General features: G+C 71.8%; 24 protein-coding genes. 18 read left to right on the plus strand and 6 right to left on the minus strand.

What is annotated here, in order from left to right; all coding sequences use genetic code 11:
- Positions 1-14: 14 nt before the first annotated feature.
- On the minus strand, positions 15-782 hold the full coding sequence (locus VGK78_RS14920) for a sigma-70 family RNA polymerase sigma factor (RefSeq protein ID WP_331528473.1): 768 nt from the start codon (positions 780-782) through the stop codon (positions 15-17).
- Positions 783-895: 113 nt separating this feature from the next.
- Entirely contained in the window at positions 896-1774 is an 879-nt protein-coding gene (locus VGK78_RS14925; protein WP_331528474.1) for an HAD family hydrolase, read from the minus strand.
- Between the two features lie 145 nt (positions 1775-1919).
- Here VGK78_RS14925 and VGK78_RS14930 point away from each other — a divergent pair, with 145 nt between their 5' ends.
- The 7 genes from VGK78_RS14930 to hemB all read left to right on the plus strand — a co-directional run bounded on the left by VGK78_RS14930 (position 1920) and on the right by hemB (position 9938).
- Positions 1920-3524 carry a class I adenylate-forming enzyme family protein gene (locus VGK78_RS14930; protein ID WP_331528475.1) on the plus strand — a complete coding sequence of 535 codons (1605 nt, stop codon included), beginning with the start codon at positions 1920-1922 and terminating at the stop codon, positions 3522-3524.
- 31 nt (positions 3525-3555) lie between these two features.
- Positions 3556-3807 carry a glutaredoxin family protein gene (locus tag VGK78_RS14935; RefSeq protein ID WP_414690693.1) on the plus strand — a complete coding sequence of 84 codons (252 nt, stop codon included), beginning with the start codon at positions 3556-3558 and terminating at the stop codon, positions 3805-3807.
- A 472-nt stretch (positions 3808-4279) separates the two neighbouring features.
- Complete coding sequence (locus tag VGK78_RS14940; protein ID WP_331528477.1) at positions 4280-4945, plus strand: redox-sensing transcriptional repressor Rex; 666 nt, start codon at positions 4280-4282, stop codon at positions 4943-4945.
- Positions 4942-6231, plus strand: a complete 1290-nt coding sequence (locus VGK78_RS14945; protein WP_331528478.1) for a glutamyl-tRNA reductase — start codon at positions 4942-4944, stop codon at positions 6229-6231. The genes VGK78_RS14940 and VGK78_RS14945 overlap by 4 nt, the downstream gene beginning before the upstream one ends.
- A complete protein-coding gene (gene hemC / locus VGK78_RS14950) occupies positions 6228-7235 on the plus strand; it encodes a hydroxymethylbilane synthase (protein WP_331528479.1) in 1008 nt (335 codons plus the stop codon). The genes VGK78_RS14945 and hemC overlap by 4 nt, the downstream gene beginning before the upstream one ends.
- On the plus strand, positions 7232-8929 hold the full coding sequence (locus VGK78_RS14955; protein ID WP_331528480.1) for a uroporphyrinogen-III synthase: 1698 nt from the start codon (positions 7232-7234) through the stop codon (positions 8927-8929). The genes hemC and VGK78_RS14955 overlap by 4 nt, the downstream gene beginning before the upstream one ends.
- A gap of 7 nt (positions 8930-8936) precedes the next feature.
- Positions 8937-9938 carry a porphobilinogen synthase gene (gene hemB, locus VGK78_RS14960; protein WP_331528481.1) on the plus strand — a complete coding sequence of 334 codons (1002 nt, stop codon included), beginning with the start codon at positions 8937-8939 and terminating at the stop codon, positions 9936-9938.
- Positions 9939-10194: 256 nt separating this feature from the next.
- Here the strand turns inward: hemB and VGK78_RS14965 are convergent, their stop codons facing one another.
- On the minus strand, positions 10195-11364 hold the full coding sequence (locus VGK78_RS14965; RefSeq protein ID WP_331528482.1) for a hypothetical protein: 1170 nt from the start codon (positions 11362-11364) through the stop codon (positions 10195-10197).
- 205 nt (positions 11365-11569) lie between these two features.
- Here VGK78_RS14965 and hemL point away from each other — a divergent pair, with 205 nt between their 5' ends.
- From hemL to ccsB, 6 genes are read left to right on the plus strand one after another with little or no spacing between them, the layout of a single operon-like run.
- Positions 11570-12886 (plus strand): glutamate-1-semialdehyde 2,1-aminomutase, encoded by a 1317-nt coding sequence (gene hemL / locus VGK78_RS14970; RefSeq protein WP_331528483.1) that lies wholly within the window; start codon positions 11570-11572, stop codon positions 12884-12886.
- Positions 12887-12890: 4 nt separating this feature from the next.
- On the plus strand, positions 12891-13571 hold the full coding sequence (locus tag VGK78_RS14975) for a histidine phosphatase family protein (RefSeq protein WP_331528496.1): 681 nt from the start codon (positions 12891-12893) through the stop codon (positions 13569-13571).
- Positions 13572-14150, plus strand: coding sequence for a TlpA family protein disulfide reductase (locus VGK78_RS14980; RefSeq protein WP_331528484.1), 579 nt, complete (start codon positions 13572-13574; stop codon positions 14148-14150).
- Positions 14143-14892, plus strand: a complete 750-nt coding sequence (locus VGK78_RS14985; protein WP_331528485.1) for a cytochrome c biogenesis CcdA family protein — start codon at positions 14143-14145, stop codon at positions 14890-14892. Before VGK78_RS14980 ends, VGK78_RS14985 begins: the two co-directional genes overlap by 8 nt.
- A 3-nt stretch (positions 14893-14895) precedes the next feature.
- A complete protein-coding gene (gene resB / locus VGK78_RS14990; RefSeq protein WP_331528486.1) occupies positions 14896-16590 on the plus strand; it encodes a cytochrome c biogenesis protein ResB in 1695 nt (564 codons plus the stop codon).
- Complete coding sequence (ccsB, locus tag VGK78_RS14995; protein WP_331528487.1) at positions 16587-17600, plus strand: c-type cytochrome biogenesis protein CcsB; 1014 nt, start codon at positions 16587-16589, stop codon at positions 17598-17600. The genes resB and ccsB overlap by 4 nt, the downstream gene beginning before the upstream one ends.
- A gap of 58 nt (positions 17601-17658) precedes the next feature.
- Here the strand turns inward: ccsB and VGK78_RS15000 are convergent, their stop codons facing one another.
- Complete coding sequence (locus tag VGK78_RS15000; RefSeq protein WP_331528488.1) at positions 17659-17847, minus strand: hypothetical protein; 189 nt, start codon at positions 17845-17847, stop codon at positions 17659-17661.
- A gap of 85 nt (positions 17848-17932) precedes the next feature.
- Between VGK78_RS15000 and VGK78_RS15005 the strand changes: the two genes are divergently transcribed.
- Positions 17933-18193, plus strand: coding sequence for a DUF4229 domain-containing protein (locus VGK78_RS15005; RefSeq protein ID WP_331528489.1), 261 nt, complete (start codon positions 17933-17935; stop codon positions 18191-18193).
- An 80-nt stretch (positions 18194-18273) separates the two neighbouring features.
- On the opposite strand, the gene VGK78_RS15010 is transcribed toward VGK78_RS15005, so the two are convergent.
- Together VGK78_RS15010 and VGK78_RS15015 are read right to left on the minus strand one after the other, a co-directional pair.
- Entirely contained in the window at positions 18274-18405 is a 132-nt protein-coding gene (locus tag VGK78_RS15010) for a hypothetical protein (RefSeq protein WP_331528490.1), read from the minus strand.
- A 95-nt stretch (positions 18406-18500) separates the two neighbouring features.
- Positions 18501-19412, minus strand: coding sequence for a 1,4-dihydroxy-2-naphthoate polyprenyltransferase (locus VGK78_RS15015; protein WP_331528491.1), 912 nt, complete (start codon positions 19410-19412; stop codon positions 18501-18503).
- Between the two features lie 136 nt (positions 19413-19548).
- On the opposite strand from VGK78_RS15015, the gene VGK78_RS15020 reads away from it, so the two are divergent.
- The 4 genes from VGK78_RS15020 to VGK78_RS15035 all read left to right on the plus strand — a co-directional run.
- Positions 19549-20580, plus strand: coding sequence for an AMP-binding protein (locus VGK78_RS15020; RefSeq protein WP_331528492.1), 1032 nt, complete (start codon positions 19549-19551; stop codon positions 20578-20580).
- Positions 20577-21566: an o-succinylbenzoate synthase gene (locus tag VGK78_RS15025; protein WP_331528493.1), complete on the plus strand. Its 990-nt coding sequence runs from the start codon at positions 20577-20579 to the stop codon at positions 21564-21566. The genes VGK78_RS15020 and VGK78_RS15025 overlap by 4 nt, the downstream gene beginning before the upstream one ends.
- On the plus strand, positions 21563-23170 hold the full coding sequence (menD, locus tag VGK78_RS15030) for a 2-succinyl-5-enolpyruvyl-6-hydroxy-3-cyclohexene-1-carboxylic-acid synthase (RefSeq protein WP_331528494.1): 1608 nt from the start codon (positions 21563-21565) through the stop codon (positions 23168-23170). Before VGK78_RS15025 ends, menD begins: the two co-directional genes overlap by 4 nt.
- A 216-nt stretch (positions 23171-23386) precedes the next feature.
- On the plus strand, positions 23387-24050 hold a 664-nt coding region (locus tag VGK78_RS15035), incomplete at its 3' end, for a helix-turn-helix transcriptional regulator (RefSeq protein ID WP_331528495.1).

The following is a 24050-nucleotide window of genomic DNA, read 5'->3' on the forward strand; positions in this document are numbered from 1 at the left end:
GCCTGCAGCTCGCGTCACTCATCGCGCCACCCCGCGGGCATGAGCTTGGCCAGGTTGCGGACCCCGCGGAGCTGGAGCTGCTTGATCGCGCCCTCGCTCCGGCCGAGCACCTCCGCGGTCTCGGCGATGCTGAGGCCCTGGAGGAACCGCATGATCAGGCAGTCGCGTTGCTCCTCCGAGAGCCGGCGCAGGCCGCCGAGCAGCACCTCGTTGGTGAGCCCGGTCAGCACGGCGTTCTCCGGTCCCTCGGTGGCGTCGTCGTGGACGCCCATGTCCTCGGTGGTCTGCTCGAGCCGGGTGCGTCCGGCCTTGTAGTGGTCGGTGCACAGGTTGCGGGCGATGGTCATCAGCCAGGCGCCGAAGTCCTTGCCCTGCCAGCGGAACCCGCTCATGTTGCGCAGTGCGCGCAGGAAGGTCTCGGAGGTGAGGTCCTCGGCCAGGGTCTGCGAGCGCGTGCGGTAGAAGACGAACCGGTAGACCGAGCCCTGGTAGTGGTCGTAGAGCTGGCCGAACGCCTCGCTGTCACCGCCGCGGGCCAGCTCGACGAGCGCGATCAGGCGGGTGCGCTCGACCTCGGAGTCCTCCGACGAGACGGCCCGGTCGGAGTCGTCGAAACCCCCCGACGACGAGGCGCCACCGGTCACGGTGCTGGTCGGTCGGACCTCGCTGAGCAGCATCCAGGCGGGTACGCCGGCCGGCTGAGGTCGCAGACCGAGGACACCGAGGACTGCGGCGCGCAGGTCGTCCAGTCCGCGTGCCGTGTCGTGGTGAGCCCACGTCATGGCTTGAGTTCCTCCCGAGCACCAGGGGGCAGTGGCGCTCCTTCATGGTAAGTGCCTCAGGTCACAGGTGTAACCCGGTGTGACGAAAACCCCGACGCGTGCCGGCCGGATCGCTACCGGCGGCGGCGTACGGCGGCTCCCGCGGCGACCGCGCCCGTCGCCGCGCCGGCCACGGCGGCGGCCATCAGGCCCGCTCGGGCCGCCTTCCGGCCGGTCCGGTAGTCGCGGACCCGCCAGCCCTGCTGCCGGGCGTAGGCCCGGAGCCGGGCGTCGGGGTTGATCGCGCAGGGGCCGCCGACCAGGGAGAGCATCGCGAGGTCGTTGTAGGAGTCGGAGTACGCCGAGCAGGCGCCGAGGTCGAGTCCCTCGCGCTCGGCGAGCGCCTTGACCGCCTCGCCCTTGGCCGGGCCGTGCAGCATGTCGCCGACCAGCCGTCCGGTGTAGACCCCGTCGACGTGCTCCGCGACGGTGCCCAGCGCCCCGGTCAGGCCGAGCCGCCGGGCGATGATCTGGGCGATCTCGATCGGCGCGGCGGTGACCAGCCAGACCCGCTGGCCCTCGTCGAGGTGCATCTGCGCCAGCGCGCGGGTGCCGGGCCAGATGCGGTGCGCCATCGCCTCGTCGAAGATCTCCTCGCCGAGCTCCTGCAGCTCCTCCACGGTGTGGCCGCAGATGAACGACAGGGCGGACGCCCGCGTGCTCGCGACGTGATCGGGATCCTCGACACCGACGATGCGGAAGTAGGCCTGCTTCCAGGCCGCCGAGGCGATCTCCCGGGTCGTGAAGAACTTGCGACGGTGCAGGCCGCGTGCGAGGTGGAAGATGCTCGCGCCCTGCATCATCGTGTTGTCGACGTCGAAGAAGGCGGCCGCGGTCGGGTCGGCGGGAGTGGCGAGGGCGGCCTCCACATCGGCGGACGCCGCCGCGGCCTCACCCGCGAGAGTCGAGCGCTGCTGGAGGTCCAGCGGTCTGCGGCTCTTCTCGGGAGTCATCCGGGGAAGCCTAGGGGCTCGTCGGTCGGCTCGCGAGTGAGCTCATTCGCCCGTCGCTGCGGCCGTTCCGGCCGCGCTACGCCCGATCGGAACCTCCTCGCTCGCGCGGGAACGTCCTCGGTCGCACTGTGGGATCCTTGCCCGCATGCCCGACATCCATGACGTCACCACGCTGTTGGCGGAGGCGGCGCTCGACCGGCCGGAGATGCTCGCGGTGGTGGAGTCCGGGGGTCGCAGCGTGACCTGGGGCGTTCTCGAGGACGAGGTCGCCCGGGTCGCCACCGGGCTCGGTGCTGCCGGCGTCGTGGCCGGCCAGCGGGTGGTCGTGGCGATGGGCAACCGGATCGAGTTCGTGACGTCCTACCTGGGCGTGCTCCGGGCACAGGTGGTCGCCGTCCCGGTCAACCCGCGCTCGACGGCGGGGGAGCTGGCCCGGATGATCGCCGACTCCGGCTCCGTGGTCGTGGTGGCCGACGGGGAGACGATCGCCACCGTGCGGGACGCCGTACGACTGGTGCGCTCCGCGCTCGCCGGTGACACCGACGAGCTCGACGCAGACCTGGTCGAGCGCGCGCACGACCCGCGGGTCTATGTCGTCGACGGCGAGCCCGCGGAGGGCGAGCAGGCCTACGACGCGCTGCGCTCGGCCGCACCGCGTCCCGTTCCGCCGCTGCCCGACCCGGAGAAGCTGGCCTGTCTGCTGTACACGAGCGGCACGTCGGGTCGGCCTCGCGCCGCGATGCTCACCCATCGCGCCCTGGTCGCCAACATCGAGCAGGCGGCCGAGGTCCAGCCGCCGATGATCCACGGTGACGACGTCGTGCTCGGCGTGCTGCCGCTGTTCCACGTCTACGGCCTGAACGCCGTGCTCGGCGGCGTGCTCCGGCACCGGGCCAAGCTGGTGCTGGCCGACCGGTTCGACCCGCAGGCGACTCTCGACCTGATCGACGACGAGGCGGTCAGCGTGGTCCCGGTCGCACCGCCGGTCTTCGCCTACTGGGCGCCCGAGGAGAACCTGCGCGAGCGGCTCGGTCCGGTCCGGCTGATGCTGTCCGGCTCAGCGCCGTTGTCGCCGGAGCTGCTCGAGCGGTTCACGGAAGCGACCGGCATACCGGTCCACCAGGGCTACGGGCTGACCGAGGCGGCGCCGATCGTGACCAGCACGCTGTGCAGCGCCGGACACCAGACCGGCTCGGTCGGCGCGGCCCTGCCCGGGATCGAGATCAGGCTCCTCGACGAGCACGGCTCGTCGCCCGAGGGCGAGGACGCGGGGGAGATCTGGATCCGCGGCGCCAACGTCTTCAGCGGGTACTGGCCCGACGGCGACGGCGGGCCCGACGCCGACGGCTGGTGGGGCACCGGCGACGTGGGCTTCCTCGATGCGTCGGGGGACCTGTTCCTGGTCGACCGGCTCAAGGAGCTGGTCATCGTCTCGGGCTTCAACGTCTACCCGGTCGAGGTCGAGGACGTGATCCGCGAGGTCGACGGAGTCGCGGAGACGGCCGTGATCGGCGTCGAGGACGCCGTGACCGGCCAGGCCGTGGTCGCGTACGTCGTACCGGCGGACGAGGACGGGGCCGGCGCGCTCGCCGACGCCGTCCGCGACCACTGCGCCGTACGGCTGGCGCGCTTCAAGCAGCCCTCGCGGATCGAGGTCGTCGACCGTCTTCCACTGACGGTGACCGGCAAGGTGCAGAAGGGCCGCCTCCGCGGCATCGAGCGCCGGCGCAGCCTGGGTCTCCTCGAGTAGCAGATCGCGGCGTGTGCGCCATCTCTGCACAATGGGTCGCGTGAGCGAGTCCCGCGTCACCCTGTACACGCGCCCCGGTTGTCACCTCTGCGACGAGGCCCGCGTGGTGATCGAGCAGGTCTGCGCGGACGCGGGGGAGTCCTACGCCGAGGTGTCCATCGCCGGCGACCCCGAGCTCGAGCGCCGGTTCGGGCACGAGGTGCCGGTCACCTTCGTCGACGGCAAGCAGCACGACTTCTGGCGGGTCGACGCCGCCCGCCTGCGCGCCGCCCTCTTCCCCTGACGCCGAAGTGAGGACTCTCCGCCGCCGACGGGTGGTTTCTCCCGCGGCGAAGCGTGAGTTCTCCGTGAGTGGCTGACACCCGGGTTGGCCACTTGTGGCGGAGTTGTCCCACGTGGGCCGTGTCGAGACCCAGGGCGGGGCGGCACGGTCGGTTTCCCCGGTTCACCCGGTAGTCATGACGTTCGGGGCGGAAATTTCGGCCGAGAACGTCATCGATCCCCGGTGAACCGGGGAACGCGCCGCCACGCGCCCGGCGCGCCCGGCGGGCTCGGGACGCGTTGTCAGCCCCTCGTTCCTCGGGTCCGAGCCGACGCTCCTCGACCTCCCGCCCTGATCGCGGACTTCGCAAGCTCAGTGCGCGGGGCGTGATTTTGTTCTCCTGTTCACAAACTCCTACAGTGAACGTTGCCGCTCGGGCCGGGCCTGTCCCACCACGGGGAGACCCCGTGTCCTGCGGCTGGAAAGCGAAGCCTTGACCGCACGGACGTCCAACGACACCGCCCGGGAGATCCCCGAGGCGACCGTGGCCCGACTTCCCGTCTACCTGCGGGCGCTGAGCACCTTGTCCGAGGCGGGCACCACGGTCTGCTCGAGCGAGGATCTCGCCGCGGCCGCGGGTGTCAACAGCGCCAAGCTCCGCAAGGACCTCTCCTACCTCGGCAGCTACGGCACCCGCGGGGTCGGGTACGACGTGGACTACCTGCGCTACCAGATCGCTCGTGAGATGGGAGCGACCCGCGACTGGCCGGTGGTCATCGTCGGGATCGGGAACCTCGGGCACGCCCTGGCCAACTACTCCGGATTTCGCAGCCGCGGCTTCCGCGTCGTCGCCCTGCTCGACGCCGACGGGCAGCGGCACGGCGAGGTCGTGGCCGGTGTCGTGGTCCGCGCGTTCGACGACCTGCGCTCGATCGTCCGCGAGCACGGCGTCGCCATCGGCGTGATCGCCACTCCGGCCGCCGCTGCCCAGGACGTCGCCGACCAGATGGTCGACGCCGGCATCACCAGCATCCTGAACTTCGCCCCGACCGTGCTCAGCGTCGGACCGCACGTCGCGGTCAGCAAGGTCGACCTGTCCAAGGAGCTCCAGGTGCTCGCCTACCACGAGCAGCGCAAGGCCACCCAGGAGCCCGCATGACGGCCCTGGTCGTAGGCATCTCCCACCGCTCCGCACCGATCGCCCTGCTCGAGCGGGTCGCCGTCGACGCCGACGGTGCGTGCAAGCTGATCGAGGACGTCCTCGCCAACCCGCGCGTCTCCGAGGCGACGGTGGTCGCGACCTGCAACCGGCTGGAGATCTACGCCGCGGTCGACCGGTTCCACGGCAGCGTCGAGGACATCTCCCAACGTTTGCTCGAGCCCGCCGAGGAGAGCGTCGAGGCGCTGATCCCGCACCTCTACGTGCACTACGACGACGGCGCGGTCTCCCATCTCTTCCGGGTCGCGGCCGGTCTCGACTCGATGGCGGTCGGCGAGGCGCAGATCCTCGGCCAGACCCGCGACGCCCTGCGGCTCGGCCAGGAGCAGGGCTCGGTGGGGCCGGTCCTGAACACCCTCTTCCAGCAGGCACTGCGCGTCGGCAAGCGCGCCCACGCCGAGACGGGCATCGACCGGGCGGCGCCGACGCTGGTCACCGCCGCGCTCGACCGGGCCGCCGGCGACCTCGCCGGTCGCCGGGTGGTCGTGGTCGGGGCCGGTGCGATGGCCGCGCTGAGCGTCGCCACCGTCGTACGCCGTGGAGCCGGCGAGGTCGTCGTCGTCAACCGCACACCCGAGCGGGCCGAGCGCCTCGCCGCCGAGTACGCCGCGCGGTGGGCGCCGCTGGCGGCCGTCGACGCCGAGATCGCCTCGGCCGACGTGGTCGTGGCCTGCGCGGGCGCCGTCGGCGTCCTCGTCAGTCGCGACGCCGTCGCGGCCGCGCCGGGACCGATCGCGCTGGTCGACCTCGCGTTGCCGCACGACGTCGACCCGTCGGTGGTCGACCTCCCCGGCGTCACCCTGGTGACGCTGGCGGACCTGGGTGACGAGCTCCGTGGCTCCGACGTGGGGGACGAGGTCGAGGCGGTCCGCGCGATCGTCACCGACGAGGTCGAGGCCTTCCTGTCCGCCCGCCGCCAGGCGAGCATGACCCCGACCGTCGTCGCCCTGCGCTCGATGGCCACCGGCGTCGTCGAGTCCGAGATGGAGCGGCTCCAGCGGCGCCTGCCCGGCCTCGACGAGAACACCCGCTCCGAGCTGCTGCAGACCCTCCGTCGGGTCGCCGACAAGCTGGTGCACCAGCCCACGATCCGCGCCAAGGAGCTCGGCGACCGCGACGCCGTCTCGTACGCGACCGCGTTGGCCGAGCTCTTCGCCCTCGACCCGGAGGCGGTCGACGCCGTGACCCGACCGCTGGAGCCGCGTCTGCCGGGGGAGGAGTCATGATCCGCCTCGGCACCCGCGCCTCCCTGCTGGCGATGACCCAGTCCCGCTGGGTCGGCGACCGGCTGGCCCAGGCGCTCGGGCGCGAGGTCGAGCTGGTCGAGATCACCACGGACGGCGACCGCGACCGGCAGCCGCTGGCCCAGCTCGGCGGCACCGGTGTCTTCGTCAGCGCGCTTCGCGAGGCTCTGCTCGACGGCCGGATAGACGTCGCGGTCCATTCGCTCAAGGACCTGCCGACCAGCCCCGCAGCCGGTATCTCGCTGGCCGCGATCCCGCTCCGGGAGGACCCACGCGACGTGGTCGTCGCCCGCGACGGGCTGACCCTCGGCGAGCTCCCCGCCGGAAGCCGTGTCGGCACGGGCTCGCCACGGCGTGCGGCACAGCTCCACGCCCTCGGTCTCGGTTTGGAGATCGCCGACATCCGGGGCAATGTGGACACCCGGATCCGCAAGGTCCGTGAGGGTGCGTACGACGCGATCGTGCTCGCCCGCGCCGGGCTGGCCCGCATCGGCCGACTCGACGAGGCCACCGAGGTCCTCGACCCGCTCCAGATGCTGCCGGCGCCGGGGCAGGGTGCGCTGGCCGTCGAGACGCGGGAGGGAGACGACCTGACGCCCGACGTGGCCGTCCTCGACGACGTCCGTTCCCGGGCCGCCGTGACCGCCGAGCGTGCCGTCCTGGCCACGCTCGAGGGCGGGTGCGCGGCCCCGATCGGAGCTCTCGCCGAGGTGGTCGAGGGCGACGAAGGAGACGAGCTCTGGGTGCGAGCGGCGGCGCTCTCACCCGACGGGACGCTGGCGGTGCGGATGTCCGCCTCCGGCGACCCGGCCGACGCCACCGGCGTCGGCAGCCGCCTCGCCGGGCAGATGCTCGATGAGGGGGCAGGACAGCTGACGGAGACCGAGACAGCACACTCAGCCCAGGCAGCACCGACATCCCAGACAGCACAGCCGACGACACCGCACGAGCAGCCGGTGACCGACTGCGAAAGGCAAGACGCATGACGACCCGAGCCCAGCGGGCCCAGTCCGAGACCACCGTGACCCCGACGACCGGCACAACAGGGCCGGTCAAGCCGACCCGTACCAGCCCGAAACCGGGGTGGGTCGCCTTCGTCGGGAGTGGACCGGGTGACCCCGGTCTGCTCACGGTGCGTGCCGCCGACCTCATCCGCGAGGCCGACGTCGTGATCACCGAGGGTCCCGAGCACCCGGCGCTGGTCCGCAGCCTGCTCGGTCTTCCCGAGGGCTCCGAGGGTGGGCCCGAGCTGGTCGACGGCGGGTTCGGCGAGGACGGCCAGCCGCTGACCCACGCGGCGCGCGCCAAGGTCGTGGTCCGGCAGGCGAAGCGCGGCGGCCGGGTCGTCCGGCTGATGACCGGAGACCCGTTCGTCTACGCATCGGGCCCCGAGGAGGCTGCGGCGTGCGCGAAGGCGGGGCTCGGCTTCGAGATCGTCCCCGGGGTGTCCTCTGCGGCCGCGGTTCCGGCGTACGCCGGCATCCCGCTGACCACCAAGGACCACCGCGAGGTCACCGTGGTCACCGCGGGCGACAAGGTCGACTGGAGCCGGTACGCCGACTGCAGGACCTTGGTCCTCCTCTCGGCGGTGAACTCCATCGCCGACATCGCCAGGGCGCTGGTCGTCGCCGGCCGCGACCCCGAGACCCCGGTGGCGATGACGCGCACCGGCACCACGACCGAGCAGCAGACCGTGACCTCGACCCTGGAGCACATCGCCGCCGACGCCCGCGCCGCTCGGATGGCGCCGCCGGCCGTCACCGTGGTCGGCGAGGTGGTCGAGATGCGCGAGGCGCTCTCGTGGTTCGAGACCAAGCCGCTGTTCGGCTGGCGGATCCTGGTGCCGCGCACGAAGGAACAGGCGGGCTCCCTGTCGGCCCGGCTGCGCGGCTTCGGCGGCGTTCCGGAGGAGGTCCCGACGATCTCGGTGGAGCCCCCGCGCAACCCGCTGCAGATGGACAAGGCCGTCCGCGGACTGGTCGAGGGGCGCTACGAGTGGATCGCGTTCACCAGCGTGAACGCGGTCAAGGCGGTGCGCGAGAAGTTCGAGGAGTACGGCCTCGACGCCCGTGCCTTCTCGGGTCTCAAGATCGCCGCGGTGGGCGACAAGACGGCGGCCGCGATCTCCGACTGGGGACTGCGCGCCGACCTGGTCCCCAGCGGCGAGCAGTCGGCCGCCGGCCTGCTCGAGGACTGGCCGGAGTACGACGAGCTCCTCGACCCGATCAACCGGGTCTTCCTGCCGCGTGCCGACATCGCGACCGAGAACCTCGTGGCCGGGTTGATCGACCTCGGCTGGGAGTGCGACGACGTCACGGCGTACCGCACCGTCCGCGCGGCCCCGCCGCCGGCGCCGGTGCGCGACGCGATCAAGAGCGGCAAGTTCGACGCCGTGGTGTTCACGTCGTCCTCGACGGTGCGCAACCTGGTCGGCATCGCCGGCAAGCCGCACCCGTCGACGGTGATCGCGGTGATCGGCCCGGCCACCGCCAAGACCGCGGAGGAGCACGGCCTGCGGGTCGACGTCCTGGCACCCAAGCCGGACATCGACGACCTGGTCGACGCGCTCGCCGACTACGGCGCGGGTCGTCGCGCGGAGCTGCTCGAGGCGGGTCTGCCGGTCACGAAGCCGTCGGAGCGCAAGTCGTCCTCGCGCAAGAAGGCCACGTCCTCGCGATGACGGCGTCATGAGCGAGCAGCTCGGCGAGTCCGTCCCGCGGCCGGTGACCCGTCCGCGGCGGCTCCGCACGACCCAGGGTCTGCGGAGCCTGGTCGCCGAGACCCGGCTCGCTCCGGAGCAGCTGGTGCTGCCGATGTTCGTCCGTGAGGGGCTCAGCGATCCTCGTCCGATCGCCTCGATGCCGGGCGTCGTGCAGCACACCCGCGACTCGCTGCTGAAGGCCGCCCACGAGGCCGCCGAGCTGGGTCTCGGTGGCGTGATGCTCTTCGGCATCCCGGAGGACAAGGACGCCGTCGGCTCGGGCGCCATCGACCCGTCGGGCATCCTCAACCTCGCGATCACCGACGTGGTCGCCGAGGTCGGCGACGCGTTGACCGTGATGAGCGACCTGTGCCTCGACGAGTTCACCGACCACGGCCACTGCGGCGTCCTCACCCCCGACGGCCGCGTCGACAACGACCGGACCCTCGAGGCCTACGCCGAGATGGCGCTCGCCCAGGCGCACGCGGGCGTCGACATGGTCGGTCCGAGCGGGATGATGGACGGCCAGGTGGCCGCCATCCGTGGTGCGCTCGACGGAGCGGGTCACACGGACGTCGCGATCCTGGCCTACTCCGCCAAGTACGCCTCCGCCTTCTTCGGCCCGTTCCGCGAGGCCGTCGACTCGTCGCTGCAGGGCGATCGCCGCACCTACCAGCAGGACCCCGCAAACGCCCGCGAGGGTGTGCGCGAGGCGCTGCTCGACGTCGCCGAGGGCGCCGACATCGTGATGGTGAAGCCGGCGCTCGGCTACCTCGACGTCGTACGCCGGGTGCGCGACGCGGTCGACGTGCCGGTCGCGGCGTACAACGTCTCCGGTGAGTACGCCGCGATCGAGGCCGCTGCCGAGAACGGATGGATCGACCGCGAGCGGGCCGTTCTCGAGGTGCTCACCTCGATCCGCCGCGCCGGCGCCGACGTGGTGCTGACCTACTGGGCCGCCGAGGCCGCTCGCCTGCTGCGCGCCTGAACCCTCGGGGAGCGGTGACCTGGGATCGGTTCGCGGCGACCGGTCGGGTCCTATGTCACCGCCGGTGGGTGGGTCGGCGGTGGGTCGGTGGTTGGGGTGCGGGGAGCGGTGACCGGGGATCGGTTCGCGGCGACCGGTCGGGTCCTATGTCACCGCCCGGTGGGTGGGTCGGCGGTTGTGGTGCGGGGAGCGGTGACCTGGGATCGGTTCGCGGTGACCGGACGAGTCCTGTCTCACCGCCGGGGGGCGGGCGCGGTCAGTGCGTCAGGTCGTAGACGCACTGGTCGAAGGCAGCGGTGCCCACGATCAGGTTCTGCAAGAGACACTGTGTCGTGGCTTCGGCCTGCGTGAGCAGAGTCGGCGTAGACGTCGGGATCAACGTCGGGAGGCTGATCGACGGATCCGGGAGTGCCGTCGAGCCGCTGGTGGCTGCCTGAGTCGGGTTGACCGTGGGATCCGCAGTGGGATCGGCGGTCGGCCCCACACTGGGTCCGGCGGTCGGACCGGACGAGGTCTGGGTCGTCGTGGCGTTGGTGTGATGCCCATGATGGCTGACGCCGTGATGCCGGGTGTGATGGCCGTGGTGGACGGCGTTGGTCAGCAGCGGCGGCGTCCCGAGCGAGAAGCCAATCGTCGTCGTGCCGTTGGGGACCGAGGTGTAGTCGCCGCTCAGGTAGGCCCGCGTGATCGCGAGCACGAGCGCGACGTACTTCTGGCTGTGGTTGTAACGGAACACCGCGGACCGCTGGCCGGCCGTCGTCGAGAGGTCGTCGGGGCCGGAGCACAGGTAGACCGCCGAGCCGAGCGCGGCGTCGTAGATGTCCTGCGGGTTGCGCTGCCCGTCGTTGTCGGCGTCGACGCCCACGATCGCCCAGGTGGAGGGGATGAACTGCATCGGGCCTACCGCCCGGTCGAATTTCGTGTCGTGGTCGTACTGCCCGGCGTCGGTGTCCCTGATCAGCGTCGTCCCGTGCTTGCCGTCCAGGGCGGGGCCGAAGATGCCGGGCTTCGCGATGCCCTTGTCGGTCAGCACGTTGCCGTCGATCCGACCGTGGTCGGACTCGACCCGGCCGATCGCGGCGACCAGCTGCCACGGCATGTGGCAGGAGCGGTCGGCTGCGTCGATCACCGTGGCGGCGCGCTGGTACGCCGCGAGCGCGACCGCGGGGATGCCGCTCGCGGAGGCTGTGGAGACAATCTGGCTGGTGTTGCCGCCGATGCCGTGCGTCAGGTCGTGGGGCGGGGTGAGGCTGGCCGGCGCCCTCACCACGTGGGACGGGAGTTTCGTGCCGTCGGGGAGGGAGTTCGGATCGGCCGCGGCCGAGGCGTCGGACCCGGTCGTGGCCAGCCCGGCCGTCCAGGCCGCCGAGAGCACGGCGAGCGGCAGCAGCGCCGACGCCTGTCGTGCACGTCCGAACCTGGCCATGGACAATTCTTCCTCCCGGGAACCGCGTCCGTTCCGGCCGCGCAGCGACGACGCAGTCCGTCTGGAGAGTTCCCTTCCCTGACAACCTCTAAACGATCGACACCGAGGGATGTTACGCACCAGTACGCGTGGCCCGGGCCACTTCCCCCGAGGCTTGACCCCCCGCGATTCTCGCCCGGCTTGGGGCCTCGGCCACAATGGCCCGGTGACGCACGACCGGTCGGACGCTCTGTTCGCGCGCGCCTGCGCGGTCACGCCCGGCGGTGTCAACTCCCCCGTGCGCGCCTTCCGGGCCGTCGGCGGCACGCCGCGCTTCATCCGGTCGGCGTCCGGAGCACGGCTGACCGACGTCGACGGCCGCGAGTACGTCGACCTGGTCGGTTCCTGGGGTCCGATGCTGCTCGGCCACGCCCATCCCGAGGTGATGGCGGCGGTGCGGGACGCTCTTGCCCGCGGCACGTCGTACGGCGCGCCCACGGAGGCCGAGGTCGGCCTGGCCGAGGAGATCGTCGGGCGCACGCCCGTCGACCAGGTCCGCCTGGTCTCCTCCGGCACCGAGGCCACGATGTCCGCCATCCGCCTGGCCCGCGGCTTCACCGGCCGCGACGTCGTGGTGAAGTTCGCGGGGTGCTACCACGGGCACGTCGACGCCCTGCTGGCCTCGGCCGGCTCCGGCCTCACGACTCTGGCCGTGCCCGGGACCCCCGGGGTTCCCGAGACCGCCACGGCGCTCACTCGGGTGCTGCCCTACAACGACCGGGACGCGGTCGCGGCGCTGTTCGCCGAGGAGGGCGATCGGATCGCGTGCCTGATCACCGAGGCCGCCGCCGGCAACATGGGCGTGATCGCGCCGGACCCTGGCTTCAACCGGTTCCTGGCGCAGACCTGCGCCGACCACGGCGCGCTGTTCGTCAGCGACGAGGTGATGACCGGCTTCCGCGCGTCCCGCCTCGGCCAGTGGGGCCTGGACGGCGCCCTCGAGGGCTGGGCACCCGATCTGATGACCTTCGGCAAGGTGATGGGCGGCGGTTTCCCGGCCGCGGCGTTCGGCGGGCGCGCTGAGGTGATGGAGATGCTGTCGCCGGTCGGCCCCGTCTACCAGGCCGGCACGCTGTCGGGGAACCCGATCGCCGCGACCGCCGGCCTCACCACGCTGCGCCTGGCTACCGATGACGTCTACGCCCGGATCACCGCGGTGGGCGACGCCGTCAAGGACGCCGCGGACAAGGCGCTGTCCGACTCCGGGGTGCCGCACGTCGTCTCCTCGGCGGGCACGATGTTCTCGGTCTTCTTCGCCGACGGCCCGGTCCGCGACTTCGAGGACGCACAGCGCCAGGACACCGCGGCGTACGCGGCGTTCTTCCACGCGATGCTCGACCGCGGTGTGTACCTCCCGCCGTCGGCGTACGAGGCCTGGTTCGTCTCCTCCATGCACGACGACGCAGCCGTCGAGACCGTCCTCGCGGCGCTGGCCCCGGCAGCCGAAGCCGCAGCGGCCGCCCGGGAGGTCCGGCGTGGCTGACCGGATGCGGGAGCAGACCCGCACGACCGTGCACCTGATCCGGCACGGCGAGGTGCACAACCCGGAAGGTGTGCTCTACGGGCGGCGCGACGGCTACCACCTCTCCGACCTCGGGCGCGAGATGGCCGAGCGCATCGGCAAGGCCCTGGGCGACCGCGACATCGTGCACCTCCGTACGTCGCCCCTCGAGCGGGCGCAGGAGACCGCAGCACCTCTGGCGAAGGCTCGCGACCTCGCCCCGGTCCTCGACCCGCGGCTGATCGAGTCCACCAACGTGTTCGAGGGCAAGCGCTTCGGGCACGGCGACAACGCGCTGCGGAAGCCCACCACCTGGCTCCATCTGTGGAACCCGTGGAAGCCGTCGTGGGGCGAGCCCTACAAGGAGATCGTCACCCGGATGCTCGCTGCGATCCACGACGCCCGCGACGCGGCACGCGGACATGAGGCCGCGGTCGTGTCCCACCAGCTGCCGATCTGGGTCACCCGGCTCTCGCTGGAGCGCAGGTCGTTCGTGCACGACCCGCGTCGGCGGCAGTGCACCCTGTGCTCGGTGACATCTCTCGAGTTCACCGACGACGCGCTGGCGACCATCCGCTACTCCGAGCCGGCCGGCGACCTCATCCCGGTCCGCGACAAGTCTGCGCCGTTCTCGGCCGGCGACGCCCCGGAGGCGAAGAGGCCCTAGGTGCGCACTCGTCTCCTCTCGCTCCTCGCGGTGGCTCTCCTCCTGCTGACCGCGAGCGGCTGCTCCTCGCTCCACGGGCTCCAGGCCAGCGGCGACAAGGGGTACGTCGCGGGCGACGGCTCGATCCGGACGATCGCGGTCGGCGACCGCGGCAAGCCGGTGACGCTGTCGGGCACCGACCTCGAGGGCAAGCCGATCTCCCTGGCCTCGATGCGCGGCAAGCCGACGGTGGTCAACGTCTGGGGCTCCTGGTGCGCGGACTGCCACAGGGAGCAGCCCCTCGTCGTCGCCGCCGCACGGAAGCTGGGCGACCAGGCGCACTTCGTCGGCATCGACAGCCGCGACAACGGCACGGCCCAGGCGAAGTCCTACAACCGCCGCTACGGCATCACCTGGCCGTCGTTCTTCTCGCCGGGAGGTGAGGCGCTGCTGGCCTTCCCGGGCGTGATCGGGCCGAACTCCATCCCCTCGACGGTGATCCTCGACGCCCAGGGGCGCCCGGCCGCCGCGATCAACGGCGGCGTGCCCTCCACCCTGACGCTCGTGCAGATGGTGCAGGACGTGGCACGCGATGGGTGACTGGTTCCAGCACCAGGCGTCGTCCGGCTCCCTGCTCCTCGCCGTGCCCGTCGCGCTCGTTGCCGGCCTGGTGTCCTTCTTCTCGCCCTGCGTGATCCCGCTGTTGCCGGGCTACCTCTCCTACGCGACCGGGCTCTCCGGCGCCGACCTCGAGCACGCCCGTCGCGGCCGGATGCTGGCCGGCGCCGTCCTGTTCGTCCTCGGCTTCAGCCTGGTGTACGTCGTGATCGGCTTCACCGCGGGCTCGCTCGGCACCTGGCTCGTCCGGTCGCGCACCCAGCTCGAGGTCGTCCTGGGCATCGTGCTGATCCTGCTCGGCCTGGCCTTCGCCGGTCTCGTCCCGTTCCTGCAACGCGACCTCCGCGTCCACACCGTGCCGGCGGTCGGGCTCGGCGCAGCGCCGCTCCTCGGGTTCCTCTTCGGGCTCGGCTGGACCCCGTGCGTCGGGCCGACCCTGAGCGCGATCATCACGCTCGGGCTCAACGAGGGCACGGCCGACCGTGGCGCCCTCCTGGCGGCGGTCTACTGCCTGGGCCTCGGCGTCCCGTTCATCGCCGCCGCACTCGCGTACCGGAGGGCGCTCGGCGCCTTCCGGTTCGTCCGCCGGCACCAGCAGTGGGTCACCCGGGTCGGCGGCGCCATGCTGGTGCTCGTCGGTCTCGCCCTCCTCACTGGCTGGTGGGACCAGGCTGTGACCTGGCTGCAGATCCATCTGGTGAACCAGTCGACGGTGGCGGTCTGAGCGATGAGCACCACCGACACCACGCGCCACGACCCGCTGACGCCACCCGAGCCGCCTCGGCGCCCCGAGCGTCGTGCGGGGGAGCTGACGGCATGGGAGTTCGTGCGCTGGATCTGGCGCCAGCTCACCTCGATGCGCACCGCGCTGGTGCTGTTGCTCCTGCTGGCACTCGGCGCGATTCCGGGGTCGGTGATCCCGCAGCAGGGTGTCAACGCTCTGAAGACGGAGGACTGGCAGGCGGCCCATCCTCACCTGACGCCGATCTACTCGAAGCTCAGCCTGTTCAACGTCTACCACTCGCCCTGGTTCGCCGCGATCTACCTGCTGCTGATGGTGTCGCTGGTCGGCTGCATCGTGCCGCGGCTGTTCGTGTACTGGCGCAGCTTCCGCCGCGAGCCGCCCCCCGCACCCCGCAACCTGACCCGCCTGCCGGACCACGCGGCGTACACGACGGACGAGCAGCCGTCGGTCGTCCTGCACCGCGCCGCCGGTCACCTCTCGCGCGGCAACCGGCTGGCCACGTCCGAGGGTGCTGGGGCCGCATCGTTCGAGGGCGTCGACGACGGGTGGGTGTCGGCGGAGCGGGGCCGGCTCCGTGAGGCCGGTAACCTGCTCTTCCACCTGTCGGTGCTGATCGTGCTGGTGGGCTTCGGGATCGGCAGCCTGTTCGGCTACAAGGGCGGCGTCATCCTGATCGTCGGCAACGGCTTCTCCAACACGCTCACGCAGTACGACGACTTCGCACCCGGGTCGCTGTTCGACGCCGACAAGATGGAGCCGTTCTGCTTCACGGTCCGCGACTTCTCCGCGGACTGGATCCAGTCGGGTCCGCGCCAGGGCATGGCCCGGGGTTTCGAGGCGCCGCTGAACTACCACACGTCGTGCCAGGGGGAGCGGTCGACCTGGTCGCCGGAGCGGACCTACGACCTGCGGGTCAACCACCCCCTCACGATCGGCGGCACCCAGATATTCCTGATCGGGCACGGCTACGCACCCGAGATCACCGTCCGCGACGGACAGGGACACGAGCTGTACAACGGCCCGACGGTGTTCCTTCCGGAGAGCTCGAACTTCGAGTCGTTCGGGGTCGTGAAGGCGCCCGGTCTGAAGGCCGGCCAGGACATCGGGCTCGAAGGGTTGTTCTACCCGACCTTCGCCCTGGTGAACGGCGACCCGATCAACGTGATGGGCGACGACAAGAACCCCACCCTGTCGATGCTCGCCTACGTCGGCGACCTCGGGCTCGACAACGGCGTGCCGCAGTCGGTGTACGCCATGGACAAGGCGAACATGCGGCAGCTGAAGAAGCCGGGCGGCAAGATGTTCCGCGTCGACCTGCAGCCCGGCCAGACCGTGCAGCTGCCCGACGGCGCGGGGTCGGTGAGCTTCCACGGCGTCAAGCACTGGACCCGTCTCCAGATCAGCCGCACCCCCGACGTCTGGGTCACCTTGCTCGGCGTCATCCTGGCCCTGCTCGGCCTGCTCGGCTCGCTGTTCATCCGGCCACGCAGGATCTGGGTGCGCGCTCGCAGACGCGACGGGACCACCCTGGTCGAGGTGGCTGCCCTGGACCGGTCGGGGGGCGGCGACCTGACCCCCGTACTCTCGTCGGTGGTGGACTCACTCCAGACCACCGGTCCGGGCACACTCGCCCGCGACGGTGAGGGCCGGCGTACCGAGGAAGGAACTCGCGCATGAGCTGGGAGGACCTCAGCAACCAGGCGATCGCGGCGGCGGGGGTGCTGTACTTCCTGGCGCTGCTGGCCCACCTCGTCGAGTGGAGCGCGTTGCGCACAGTGCCGGTGACGGCAGCTGCCCATCGGCCCGTCGAGGCGAAGGTCGCCGCGGGGCTGGTGGCGACGGGCTCGACCGGCTCGACGCGCGGTGCCGCCGGCTCGACCGTTCGGCCGGACGAGTCCACCCGGTTCCGGATCGCGATGTTCGGCAACCTCGCCCTGATCCTGACCACCGCCGGCTGCGTCGCCCACCTCGCAGCCCTGCTCGGCCGCGGGATGGCCGCGGGCCGGGTGCCGTGGGGCAACATGTACGAGTTCACGATCTCCGGCTCGTTCGTCGTGGTCGCCGGCTACCTGCTGCTGCGCAAGCGTTTCGGGCTTTCCTGGATGGGGCCGATCGTCACCGCGATGGTGCTGGTGCTGCTGATGGTCGCCGTGCTGTGGCTGTACTCGCCGGTCGAGCCGCTGACCGAGGCCCTGAACTCGCCGTGGCTGGTGATCCACGTGATGTCCGCGATGATCGCGACCGGGGCGTTCACGCTCGGCGGCATCTCCTCGACGCTGTACCTGGTCCGGGCACGCGCCGAGAAGCGCGGCGCCGAGCGCGGCTACGTCGCCCGGCTGCCGTCACGTCCGACCCTGGACCGGGTCTCCTACCGCATCCACGCGTTCGCGTTCCCGGTCTGGACCTTCGCGGTGCTGATCTCCGGCCCGATCTGGGCGCACCAGGCCTGGTCGTCGTACTGGAACTGGGACCCCAAGGAGGTCTGCGCTTTCATCACCTGGGTGGTGTACGCCGCGTACCTGCACGCCCGTGCGACCGCGGGCTGGCGCGGCCGGAACGCCGCGATCCTGGCGCTGATCGGCGTGGCCTCGCTGTGGTTCAACTTCATCGGGATCAACTACTTCTCGACGACGAGCCAGCACTCCTACGCCAGCGGTGCTCCTTATTCGAGCCTCGTGGCGCGCTGACCCTCCGGACGTCATACGGTCGGAGCCATCTAGGGCTCGCTCCGTATGACGTCGTGGGTCAGCCTTGGTCCTCCGGGCCCTTCTTCCGCGAGATCTGGGCGAGGAACTCGTCGTCGTCGTCCGGGCCGAGGGGCCGCACGTACTCGTCGTCCCGGCGTTTGATGCGCGGGAAGCCCTCGAGCAGGAACCGAGCGGCGTAGTAGGAACCCACCGCGACCACCACCAGGAGCAGCACGAACCTCCACACACCGACAGGGTAGGTCGCCGATGGTCGTGGGGATACGGGACCTGCGGATTCTGGTCGATGCGTTCGGGCTGACTACCCTGGCGGGGTGAAGGAGTTCTGGGTCTACACCGGTCTGCGGCTGCTGCTGTTCGCCGCGTCGGTGGCCCTCGTCGGGGGGATCTGGCTCGCCACGTCGGACTCGGCCAACCTGATGTGGATCCTGATCATCGCGCTGGTCGTCAGCGGGCTCGCGTCGTACTTCGCCCTCGGCCGGCAGCGCACGGCGCTCGCCCGCCACGTCGACGAGCGCGCGCGCCGCGCTTCGGAGAAGCTCGACGAGATCAAGGCCCGAGAAGACGTCGATTAAGGCCCAATCGAGATAGTACGGATCAGCCGGACGCTCGGACCCTCGGCGGGACCGGTCGCGTGATCCGCGCTATCGGGACCCTAGCGGCGGCGGCCGAGCTGGCGGTTGATCCGCGACTCCGACTGACCGGTGAGCTTGGCGATCAGCTTGACACGCATCTTCCAGGCCACGACGCCGGCCACCACGATCACCAGCAGGATCAACCAGAACATGGGATCAGCGTAGACGGGTGGTGGGTGGCGGCCGGCGACGAACTGGCCTACAAACCGCCTTGGTCCCTGCCCGGCGGCGCCGGTTTGTAGGCCAGTTAGTGCCCGAGCGCCAGCCCGACCAGCAGCCCGAGCCCGTAGAGCAGCTCGGCGACACCGGTCAGCTGGAGTGCCGGGATGAGAGCGGGGCCGACGGCTCCGGACCGGATGACCCCGACCGCCTTCAGTGACGGGACGACGTACAGCAGCGCCAGAAGGGACCACCAGCCGGTCGAGAGGGCGACGCCGACCAGGGCGAGGAGGGCCACCAGCATCAGCAGCACGTAGAACAGTCGCGTGCGCTCGTCGCCGAGCCGGACCGCGAGAGTGATCTTCCCGGCGCCCCGGTCGGTGGGAATGTCGCGGAGGTTGTTGGCGACCAGGATCGCGCAGGCGATCGCACCGATCCCCACCGCGGCGTACACCGCGGAGGCACGCCACTCGTCGCCCTGGACGTACGCCGTGCCGATCACCGCCACGAGTCCGAAGCACACGAAGACCATGACCTCGCCGAGCCCGAGGTAGCCGTACGGCTTGGAGCCGCCGGTGTAGAACCACGCGGCCACCATGCACAGAGCACCGACGGCCACCAGCCACCAGGCTGTCGTGGCGGCGAGCACCAGCCCGGCCAGCGCGGCGACGCCGAACGCCAGGAACGCGGCGCGCTTCACGGCGCCGGGTGACGCCGTACCCGATCCGACCAGCCGCATCGGGCCGACCCGATCGGCGTCGGTGCCGCGGATCCCGTCGGAGTAGTCGTTGGCGTAGTTCACACCGACCTGGAGCGCGATCGCGACCACCAGCGCGAGCAGGGCCTTCCACCAGACGGCGTCGTCGGCGTACGCCGCGACGCCGGTGCCGGCGAGGACCGGCGAGATGGCGGCGGGCAAGGTGCGCGGGCGCGCACCGGCGACCCACGACGAGGCGGTGGGACCGGCCGACGGCACGCCGGAGGGCCCGTTGGATGGCATGGCCGGATTCAAGCAGTCGCGGCGGAGGGGCCCAGCGCGTGGGTGGCCAGGAACCGTTCGGCGGCCCGAGCGATCCGCGCCGAGACCCAGAGACCCTGGCCGGGAGACTGCTCCAGGTGTCAGTAGCGTTCGTGGTGTGCGGTCGCTACGTCTGAGCGGTGTCGTCGACAGCGACATCGACGCCGTCGAGGCGTGGCTGTCCGCCGATGACCCCGGACTCGCCGTCATCGCGACCTCCGGGTCCTCGGGTACGCCGAAGCAGGTCGTGCTCTCCCGCGACGCCGTTCTCGCCTCGGCGAGCGCCTCCGCGGCGCGGCTCGGCGGGTCCGGTCCCTGGCTGCTGGCGCTGCCGTCGTCGTACGTCGCGGGGCTGAACGTCGTCGTCCGATCGCTGGTGGCGGGTCATCGCCCGGCGGTCCTCGGCGAACGCTCGCCACGCGACATGCGCCTCGCCGGCGGCTTCCTCTCGCTGGTGCCGACCCAGCTCCACCGCTGGCTCGACAGTCCGGCGGACGCCGAGGCGCTCGCGGCCTTCGAGGCCGTGCTCGTGGGCGGCGGCCCGGTCGACGTCTCCCTCAAGGACCGAGCTCGGCACGCCGGCATCCGGTTGGTGGCGACCTACGGGATGGCGGAGACCTGCGGCGGGTGCGTGTACGACGGGCTGCCGCTGGACGGGGTCGGGCTCGCGCTGGCGACCGACGGGCGAGTTCGGCTGGCGGGGCCGACGCTCTTCGACGGCTACCTCGACGATCCCGACGCGACCGCGGAGGTGCTCGTCGACGGATGGTTCCACACCTCCGACGCCGGGCGGCTCGACGAGGACGGCCGGTTGCAGGTGCTCGGTCGGATGGACGACATGGTCGTCAGCGGTGGGGTCAACGTGCCGGCCGCCGCCGTGGCCGCGCGGCTGCGCGAGCACCCGAGCGTCTCGGCTGCGGAGGTCGTCGGCCTGTCGGATCCCGAGTGGGGCAACCGAGTCGTCGCCGTCCTCTCGCTGGTCGAGCCCGTGCGGGCGCTGGCGCTCGACGAGGCCCGCGACTGGGTGGCCGAGCGCCACCCGAGGGCGTGGGCGCCGCGGGACGTGGTCGTCGTACCGGCGCTGCCGATGCTCGCCAACGGCAAGGTGGACCGGCTCGCCGTCCGTGAGCTGGCGGAGGACGCCCGGTGAGGGTCTTCGCGATCCCGATGGCCACGCGGTTCCGCGGGATCACCGTACGTGAGGGCGTCCTGATCGAGGGCGAGGCCGGGTGGGGCGAGTGGAGCCCGTTCACCGAGTACCCGCCGGAGGTCGCCGAGCCCTGGCTGCGGTGTGCCGAGGAGGCAGCGGCCGGCGACTGGCCGGCGCCGGTGCGCGACGCGGTGCCGGTCAACGCGACGGTCCCGGTCGTGACACCCGAGGTGGCGCACGCGCTGGTACGGCGTTCCGCCTGCGCCACGGCCAAGGTGAAGGTGGCCGATCCGGGCACCCCGCTGGCGGACGACCTGGCGCGGGTCGAGGCCGTCCGCGACGCACTCGGTCCGGCCGGGATGCTGCGGGTCGACGCGAACGGCGCCTGGGACGTGGACGGCGCGGTCGCCGCCATCGCCGCTCTCGACCGGGCCGCGGGAGGCCTGGAGTACGTCGAGCAGCCCTGCGCCGCGGTCGAGGACCTGGCCGCCGTACGCCGCAAGGTCGACGTCCCGATCGCGGCCGACGAGTCGATCCGGAGGGCCGAGGACCCCTACCGCGTCCGCGACCTCGAGGCCGCCGACGTGGCGGTGCTCAAGGTGCAGCCGCTCGGCGGCGTCCACGCCTGCCTGCGGATCGCCGCGGACATCGGGATGCCGGTCGTCGTGTCGTCGGCGCTCGAGACCTCGGTGGGGCTGGCTGCCGGAGTCGCCCTCGCCGCGGCGCTGCCGTCGCTCGACCACGCGTGCGGGCTGGCCACGCGAGCCCTGCTGACCGCCGACGTGACGTCACCGGAGCTGGTCCCGGTGAACGGCGCGCTTCCCGTCGGCGTACCCACGGTCGTGCCCGCACTCCTGGACGCCGTCGCGGCGCCGCCCGAGCGGGTCGCCTGGTGGGAGAAGCGGATCGCGGCGGTCCGTGGCCTGCGGCAGGCTCGTGCTGAGGAGGTCGCGCAGCGACCGTCACGAAGGGATCCTCTGCCGTGAACGCCACAGTGCTGGCCCGCGCCGTCGTCGGCCATCTGGTCGAGCAGGGGATCAGGGAGATCGTGCTCGCTCCCGGGTCGCGCAACGCGCCGCTGTCGTTCGCCGCGTACGACGCCGCGCAGGCGGGCCTCGTCCGGCTGCACACGCGCATCGACGAGCGCTCGGCCGGCTTCCTGGCGCTGGGGCTGACCAAGGTCGGGTCGGCGGCCGCGGTCATCTGTACCTCCGGCACTGCCGTCGCGAACCTCCACCCGGCGATGCTCGAGGCCGCCCATGCCGGGGTGAGCCTGGTCGCCGTGACCGCCGACCGCCCCGCGCGCCTCCGCGGCACTGCCGCCAACCAGACCACCGACCAGGTCGGGATCTTCGGTCCGCTGGTCCCGACGGTCGACGTCACGACAGGCACCTATCCCGAGACGGACACCAGGCTCGGTGGGCCGGGCGCGCCACTCGGGAGCGTCATTCACCTCAACGTGTGCCTCGACGAGCCGTTGGTGCCGGAGGACCGGTGGACACCGCACCTGGAGCAGGGCCGCTGGATGACCGGGCCGGCTGTCCTGCTGCCGCTCACGACGATCCCTCTCGGGCCGCGGACCGTCGTGGTCGCCGGCGACGACGCCGGCCCGCCGGCGCGGGTGCTGGCCGAGCGTGCCGACTGGCCGCTCTTCGCCGAACCCACCAGTGGCTCGCGGACGGGCACGCATGCGATCCGGACCTACCGACTGCTGCTCGGTTCAGGGCTCTCCGACCAGGTCGAGCGAGTCGTGGTGTTCGGCCACCCCACGCTGTCCCGTCCCGTGATGCGGCTGCTGGCCCGCGATGACGTCGAGATCTGGAGTGCCGGGTCCGGGGGTCGCTGGGGGACCCAGCCGTTCCGGGTCGACCACGAGTTCATCCACCTGGCGGCCGACGAGAGCGAGGACAGCAGCTGGGTCGACATCTGGCGCGAGGCCGATGCCCGGGTGAGCCGCGACCTCGACGCGCTGCTCGCGGCCGAGCCGTCGATGACGGCGTACGACGTCGCCGGCGCCGTCGCGCGGGCACTCCCGCGCGAGGGGCTGCTCGTCGTGGGCGCCTCCAACCCGATCCGCGACCTCGACCTGATGGTGCCGCGCTACGGGGTGGGGGGTCGCCGCAAGACGATCGCCAACCGCGGCCTCTCCGGCATCGACGGTGTCGTCTCGACCGCCGTCGGCGCCGCCCTCGGCCGACGCTCCGACCGGAGTCTCGCGCTGGTCGGCGACATCACGTTCCTGCACGACGCCAACGGCTTGGTGCTCGGCCCGGAGGAGCCTCGCCCCGACCTCACGATGGTCGTGGTCAACGACGACGGGGGCTCGATCTTCGCGACCCTCGAGCAGGGTGCGGAGGAGTACGCCGACCGGTACGACCGGCTCTTCGGCACCCCCCACGGCGTGGATCTCGCGAGCCTCTGTGCCGCCACGCGCACGCCCCACCTCCAGGTGCACAGCCGGCCGGAGCTCGAGCAGGCGCTGGCGACGCCCAACGGAGGCATCGAGGTGATCGAGGCCGTCGTACGCCGTGACGACCGGCGCGAGCTCGACGCCCGCATCCGCGCCCTCGCCGAGGTGGCCCTGCCCTGACCTCCGTTTTGCTTGTAACGCCCTGTTATCCGCACCGGTGCGCCCGCGCCCAGGCGCGGATGCGTCGATAACAGGGCGTTACAAGCGCGGGCGAGCAAGCCGGATCAAGGCACCGCCCCGCGAACCGGGGCACCATGTCTGCATGACCTCACCCCACGGCGTTCTTCCCTTCCCCCGCTGCGCTCCTCCAGCGAACAACGCCGCGGGGACGCCGAGATGACCGTCGCCGCCGACACCTTCGCCGACTTCGTCGACGGGCTGGCCGCCGCCCTCGACGACCACGACGCGACCGGCGAGGACTGGGCGGCACGGCACCACTTCTCGCGCTACCACTTCGACCGGATGATCAAGTCCGTCGCGGGCGAGCCGCCGCAGGCGCTGCGCCGGCGCATCCTGCTCGAGCGCGCGGCGTACCGGATGATCACGACGAGGGCGCCGCTGCTCGACATCGCGGTCGAGGCCGGCTACTCCTCGCACGAGGCGTTCACGCGCGCGGTCACCAAGGCCTACGACGCGGCGCCCCGCGAGTGGCGCAAGAAGCCGGGCCACATCCAGATCGGGGAGGCGAACGGCGTGCACTTCGTGCCGCCGGGGAGCATCCGGCTGCCGTCACGCGACGTCGTCCGCGGGGCCGATCTGCTGGAGAGGATGGTCGACCACCACGTCTGGCTCACCGGCGAGCTGATCCGGGACGCCGGCCTTCTCACCGACCAGGAGCTGGACACCGAGATCGCGCTCGAGGACGACGACGAGGGGCAGACGATCCGCTCGCTGCTCAGCCGGCTCGTCGGTCAGATGGGCATGTGGAACGCCGCGATGGCCACCCGCGACTACGACTGGAGCGTGGAGGAGCACGAGTCGATCAGCTCGATGCGGCGTC

The sequence above is a fragment of the Nocardioides sp. genome (genome assembly GCF_036503465.1).
In the GTDB taxonomy this organism is placed as follows: Bacteria; Actinomycetota; Actinomycetes; order Propionibacteriales; family Nocardioidaceae; genus Nocardioides.